Origin of the sequence: Streptomyces sp. 8K308 (genome assembly GCF_004348315.1) — a bacterium.
Lineage (GTDB): Bacteria > Actinomycetota > Actinomycetes > Streptomycetales > Streptomycetaceae > Streptomyces.
Window position 1 is genome coordinate 1 of record NZ_SMKC01000426.1, and the last position, 5321, is coordinate 5321.

At 72.1% G+C, this 5321-nt stretch carries 9 protein-coding genes; 6 read left to right on the forward strand and 3 right to left on the reverse strand.

Annotation, left to right across the window (positions count from 1 at the left end; translation table 11 throughout):
* Positions 1-13: 13 nt before the first annotated feature.
* Positions 14-607, reverse strand: a complete 594-nt coding sequence (locus E1265_RS33170) for an isochorismatase family protein (RefSeq protein ID WP_132934667.1) — start codon at positions 605-607, stop codon at positions 14-16.
* Between the two features lie 68 nt (positions 608-675).
* Positions 676-2040 carry a nicotinate phosphoribosyltransferase gene (locus E1265_RS33175; protein WP_243741289.1) on the reverse strand — a complete coding sequence of 455 codons (1365 nt, stop codon included), beginning with the start codon at positions 2038-2040 and terminating at the stop codon, positions 676-678.
* Between the two features lie 87 nt (positions 2041-2127).
* On the opposite strand from E1265_RS33175, the gene clpS reads away from it, so the two are divergent.
* The 6 genes from clpS to E1265_RS33200 all read left to right on the forward strand — a co-directional run bounded on the left by clpS (position 2128) and on the right by E1265_RS33200 (position 4976).
* Positions 2128-2439 carry an ATP-dependent Clp protease adapter ClpS gene (gene clpS / locus E1265_RS33180; RefSeq protein ID WP_132934668.1) on the forward strand — a complete coding sequence of 104 codons (312 nt, stop codon included), beginning with the start codon at positions 2128-2130 and terminating at the stop codon, positions 2437-2439.
* The gene (locus E1265_RS33185) at positions 2439-3056 is read left to right on the forward strand and encodes a DUF2017 domain-containing protein (RefSeq protein WP_132934669.1); all 618 of its coding nucleotides are present in this window, start codon (positions 2439-2441) and stop codon (positions 3054-3056) included. The genes clpS and E1265_RS33185 overlap by 1 nt, the downstream gene beginning before the upstream one ends.
* Before the next feature lie 29 nt (positions 3057-3085).
* The gene (locus E1265_RS33190; RefSeq protein WP_132934670.1) at positions 3086-3502 is read left to right on the forward strand and encodes a M67 family metallopeptidase; all 417 of its coding nucleotides are present in this window, start codon (positions 3086-3088) and stop codon (positions 3500-3502) included.
* Positions 3503-3564: 62 nt separating this feature from the next.
* A complete protein-coding gene (locus tag E1265_RS40875; protein WP_347877279.1) occupies positions 3565-3675 on the forward strand; it encodes a putative leader peptide in 111 nt (36 codons plus the stop codon).
* Positions 3676-3744: 69 nt separating this feature from the next.
* On the forward strand, positions 3745-4026 hold the full coding sequence (locus E1265_RS33195; RefSeq protein WP_132934671.1) for a MoaD/ThiS family protein: 282 nt from the start codon (positions 3745-3747) through the stop codon (positions 4024-4026).
* The gene (locus E1265_RS33200; RefSeq protein WP_132934672.1) at positions 4026-4976 is read left to right on the forward strand and encodes a cysteine synthase; all 951 of its coding nucleotides are present in this window, start codon (positions 4026-4028) and stop codon (positions 4974-4976) included. Before E1265_RS33195 ends, E1265_RS33200 begins: the two co-directional genes overlap by 1 nt.
* A 164-nt stretch (positions 4977-5140) precedes the next feature.
* Here the strand turns inward: E1265_RS33200 and E1265_RS38340 are convergent.
* On the reverse strand, positions 5141-5321 hold a 181-nt coding region (locus tag E1265_RS38340; RefSeq protein WP_207931306.1), incomplete at its 5' end, for a hypothetical protein.

Genomic DNA, 5321 nt, shown 5'->3' on the forward strand with positions numbered 1-5321 from the left:
GGTGGGGTAGCCTTCAGTCCGCCGCGACGACCGGTTCGCCGGTGAGTTCCACACCGGCGTTGGTCATCTCCTCGCGGGCCGCGTCGACCGCGCGGCGGCTGACGCCCGCCGTCAGGCTCAGCAGGACCCGGGTGGTGAGCCCCTCCCGCGCGGCGTCGAGCGCCGTGGCCCGCACGCAGTGGTCCGTGGCGATGCCGACCACGTCCACCGCGGTCACGCCGCGCGCCCGCAGCCAGTCGGCGAGGGACAGGCCCGACTCGTCCACGCCCTCGAAGCCGCTGTAGGCCGCCGCGTAGGCGCCCTTGTCGAAGATCGAGTCGACGGCCCCCGACGCCACCGCGGGCGTGAAGTTCGGGTGGAAGCCGGCACCCTCGGTGCCGGCCACGCAGTGCCTGGGCCAGGAGCGCACGAAGTCGGGCCGCTCCGAGAAGTGGTCGCCCGGGTCGATGTGGTGGTCGCGGGTGGCGACCACGTGCTGGTAGCCAGGCGTGGCCGCCCCGATCAGATCGGTGATCGCCGCGGCGACGTCCGCCCCGCCGGCGACGGGGATGCTTCCCCCCTCGCAGAAGTCGTTCTGCACATCGACCACGATCAGTGCGCGCTGCATTCTGACACCTCACCTGCGTCTACGAACGATCCGGACCGAACACGAGCATCGCGAGTACTACGAGCAACCTACGCGGTCACCGGCGACTCCGTGCGGTAACCGGTCGGGAGCACCGGCTCGCCCCGCGACAGCTGGGTGGCGGAGAGCGGCAGCCCACCCCGCGCCGCCTCGTGGCGGCGCCGCGCCGCGTCCAGGGTCTCCCGGCCGAGGACCCGTCCAGCCCGCATCAGCGGCACGCTCAGCAGCGAGTCACCGAGCTCCTCGGGGACGGGTCCCGTGCCGATCACCTCCTCGGCGGCCACCCCGTACTCGTCCCTCGCCCGCGCCGCCCACTTCACGCCGCCCACCGACAGCTTGCCGCCCAGCGACTTCTTGGCCACCGGCACCAGCGGCGCCCGCGCGTCCTCGCCGGCCGCCCTGGCCACCAGCTTGTAGACCATGGAGCAGGTCGGGTGCCCGCTGCCGGTGACCAGCTGGGTGCCGACGCCGTAGGCGTCCACCGGCGCCGCCGCGAGCGAGGCGATCGCGTACTCGTCCAGGTCGCTGGTCACCACGATCCTGGTGTCGCGCGCGCCGAGCTCGTCGAGCTGCTGCCGCACCCGGTGCGCGACGACCAGCAGGTCGCCCGAGTCGATCCGGACCGCGCCGAGCCCGGGGCCCGCCACCTCGACGGCGGTGCGGACCGCCTCGGCGACGTCGTAGGTGTCGACCAGCAGCGTGGTGCCGGTGCCGAGCGAGGCGACCTGCGCCTGGAACGCGTCCCGCTCCGAGTCGTGCAACAGGGTGAACGCGTGCGCGCTGGTGCCCACCGTCGGGATGCCCCAGCGGAAGCCGGCCGCCAGGTCGGAGGTCGAGGAGAAGCCGCCGACGTACGCCGCCCTGGCCGCCGCGACCGCCGCCAGCTCGTGGGTGCGGCGCGCGCCCATCTCGATCAGCGGCCGGCCGGCCGCCGCCACCGCCATCCGGGAGGCGGCCGCGGCCACCGCCGAGTCGTGGTTGAGGATCGAGAGGATCACGGTCTCGAGCAGCACGCACTCCGCGAAGGTGCCCTCCACCTGGAGGATCGGCGAGCCGGGGAAGTAGACCTCGCCCTCCGGGTAGCCGTGGATGTCGCCGGTGAACCGGTAGTCGGCCAGCCAGTCCAGGGTCGGCCGGTCCACGACGCCGTGCTCGCCGAGGAACTCCAGGATGGCCGGCTCGAAACGGAAGTTCTCCACCGCGTCGAGGACCCGGCCGGTGCCCGCCACCACGCCGTAGCGGCGGCCCTCCGGCAGCCGCCGGGTGAAGACCTCGAAGACCGAGCGGCGGTGCGCGGTGCCGGCCTTCAGCGCCGCCTGCAACATCGTCAGCTCGTACTGGTCGGTGAACAGGGCGGTCGAGGGCACCGCCACGGGCGCTCCCGGCCGTCCTTCGCCCATCACATCCACGTTCATGGGCGTCAGCCTACATCGGATCTCGTCAGAGTGACGATATCGGCCTCGGGGTCGCCGCTTGGGCGTGCGGGCGCCAGGGATGGCAGCATGGGACTCGTGAGTGCCATCCCCATGGAGATCGAGAGCACGGAGTCGCAGCAGGCGCCGGCTGACGTCCCGGCGCCCGACGTCCCGTGGGTCACGGTCGTACACAACGACCCGGTGAACCTCATGAGTTATGTGACCTACGTCTTCCAGGCGTATTTCGGCTACTCGAAGGACAAGGCCAAGAAGCTGATGCTCGACGTGCACCACAAGGGCCGGGCGATCGTCTCGCAGGGCAGTCGTGAGGAGATGGAACGGGACGTGCAGGCGATGCACGGCTACGGTCTCTGGGCGACGCTGCAGCAGGACCGTTGATGGCCGGCTACTTCGAGGCCACCCGCGAGCCCGAGGGCGGCGCGTCGATCGCGCTCGACGACGTCGAGATCTCGATCCTGCGCAGCCTGGCCACCCAGCTGCTCGAGCTGATCGGCCCCGAGCGCGGCCCGGCGGACGCCGGTGCCGACCCGCTGGACGCGCTGTTCGCCGAGGGCCCGAGCGAGCCGCCGAAGGACCCCGCGCTCGCCCGGCTCTTCCCCGACGCGTACGGCGAGCCGGGACAGGTGGCCGACGACGAGGTCCGCCGGCAGTCCGCCGAGTTCCGCCGCTTCACCGAGAGCGACCTGCGCGCCCGCAAACGGGACGACCTGCTGGCGATGGTGCGCGGCCTCGACGAGGCGGCGAGCGGCGCGGAGGCCGGCGAGGCCGGCGGCGGCGCGGCCGTGCTGACCCTCGGGCCCGAGGAGGCCAAGCGCTGGCTCGGCGCGCTCAACGACCTGCGGCTCACCATCGCCGTCCGGCTCGACATCAAGGACGACGAGCAGGCCGAGGCGCTCTTCGACATCCCAGAGGGCGACGCCGACAAGCCGATGGTCATGGCCTACGTCTGGCTCGGCGCCCTCCAGGACTCCCTGATCGGGACGCTGCTGCCCTGACCCCGCGGGCGCCGTCCTACGCTGGCGCCATGCTTACCATCAGCCAGGAGCTCCGCGACAAGATCATCGCCCACGCCCGCGCCGACCACCCGGACGAGGCCTGCGGGGTGATCGCGGGGCCCGTCGGCAGCGACCGCCCCGAGCGCTTCATCCCGATGCTCAACGCGGCGCGCTCGCCCACGTTCTACGAGTTCGACTCGGGCGACCTGCTCCGGCTCTACCGGGAGATGGACGACCGGGACGAGGAGCCGGTGGTCATCTACCACTCGCACACCGCCACCGAGGCGTACCCCTCCCGCACCGACATCTCCTACGCCAACGAGCCGGGCGCGCACTACGTCCTGGTCTCCACCGCCGAGTGCGGCAACGGCGAGGGGCCGGTCTCCTTTCGCTCCTTCCGGATCGTGGCGGGCGAGATCACCGAGGAGGAGGTGCGGGTGGTGTGAGCCACTCTTCGTGTGATGGACCGATTTCCATGCACGTCTCCGGGAATCGCTACGATGCGACCATGGTTTCCCACGGCGTGAACGACGAATGGCCCGGCGGCGCTCCGCTGGTGGCGCGTCTGCACGTCGATCTGTGCCGCCTCGCCAGCGCCATGTGTCGCGCGTCTCACTGACTCAGCCGCCAGCCGCTCAGCCGCACGTTCCCGCCTGTCGCCACCCACGAGCCTTTCCCTGGAGTCCGCATGGCCATCGAGGTCCGCATCCCGACCATCCTCCGCAGCTACACCGACGGCCAGAAGGCGGTCGAGGGCACCGGGGGGACCATCGCCGAGCTCTTCGCCGACCTGGACGCCAACCACCCCGGCATCAAGGACCGGCTGGTCGAGGACGGCGGCAAGCTGCGCCGCTTCGTCAACGTCTACCTCAACGACGAGGACGTCCGCTTTCTCGCCGGCGTCGACACCGAGCTGAGCGACGGTGACAGCGTCACCATCCTGCCGGCCGTCGCCGGGGGCATGCGCTGATGCGCTTCGACTCGCCGCTGGCGGCCGTGGGCAACACGCCCCTGGTGCGGCTGCCTCGGCTGTCGCCGGCCGAGAACGTGCGGATCTGGGCCAAGCTCGAGGACCGCAACCCGACGGGATCGATCAAGGACCGGCCCGCGCTGTTCATGATCGAGCAGGCGGAGAAGGACGGCCGGCTCACCCCCGGGTGCACGATCCTGGAGCCCACCTCGGGCAACACCGGCATCTCGCTTGCCATGGCGGCCCGGCTCAAGGGCTACCGGATGGTGTGCGTGATGCCGGAGAACACCTCGTCGGAGCGGCGCGAGCTGCTGGCCATGTGGGGCGCGGAGATCATCCCGTCCCCGGCGGCCGGCGGCTCCAACACGGCGGTCCGGGTGGCCAGGGAACTGGCCGCCGAGCACCCCGACTGGGTGATGCTCTACCAGTACGGCAACCCGCACAACACCGGCGCCCACTACGCCACCACCGGCCCCGAGATCCTGGCCGACCTGCCGTCCGTCACCCACTTCGTCGCCGGCCTCGGCACGACCGGCACGTTGATGGGCGTCGGCCGCTACCTGCGGGAGCAGCGGCCCGACATCCAGATCGTGGCGGCCGAGCCGCGCTACGACGACCTCGTCTACGGCCTGCGGAACCTGGACGAGGGCTTCGTCCCCGAGCTGTACGACGAGTCCGTGCTGACCTCGCGCTACTCGGTCGGCTCGGCCGACGCGGTGACGCGGACGCGTGAACTCCTCGCGCAGGAAGGCATCTTCGCCGGCGTCTCGACGGGCGCCGCGCTCCACGCGGCGATCGGCGTCGGCCGCCGAGCCCTCCGGGCCGGCCAGGCCGCGGACATCGTCTTCATCGTCGCCGACGGCGGCTGGAAGTACCTGTCCACGGGCATCTACACGGCACCGACGACGGAGGCGGCCATCGAGGCCCTCCACGGCCAACTCTGGGCGTAGCGCGGTCCCGCTGCGCGCTCGCTGCGCGCTTGGCGTCGGCCGCCGGGGCGCGGGCGCGCTCCGCGCGCTTGCGCTGGCGCGCGCCACGGCCGCAGGGGCCCTGACGGCGGCTTCGCCGCGGTGTTGCGCTGGTGCGCGGCGGACCGGCGGTGCGGGCCAGGCCATCAGCGGCGCTGCGGGTCTGCGCTGGCGCGCGGCCGGCTTGCAGGGGCCCTGACGGCGGCTTCGCCGCTCGTCGGGCCCCTGCGGTGGTGTTGGTCTGCGGTGGTGTTGGTCTGCGGTGGTGTTGGTCTGCGGTGGTGTTGGTCTGCGGTGGTGTTGGTCTGCGGTGGTGTTGGTCTGCGG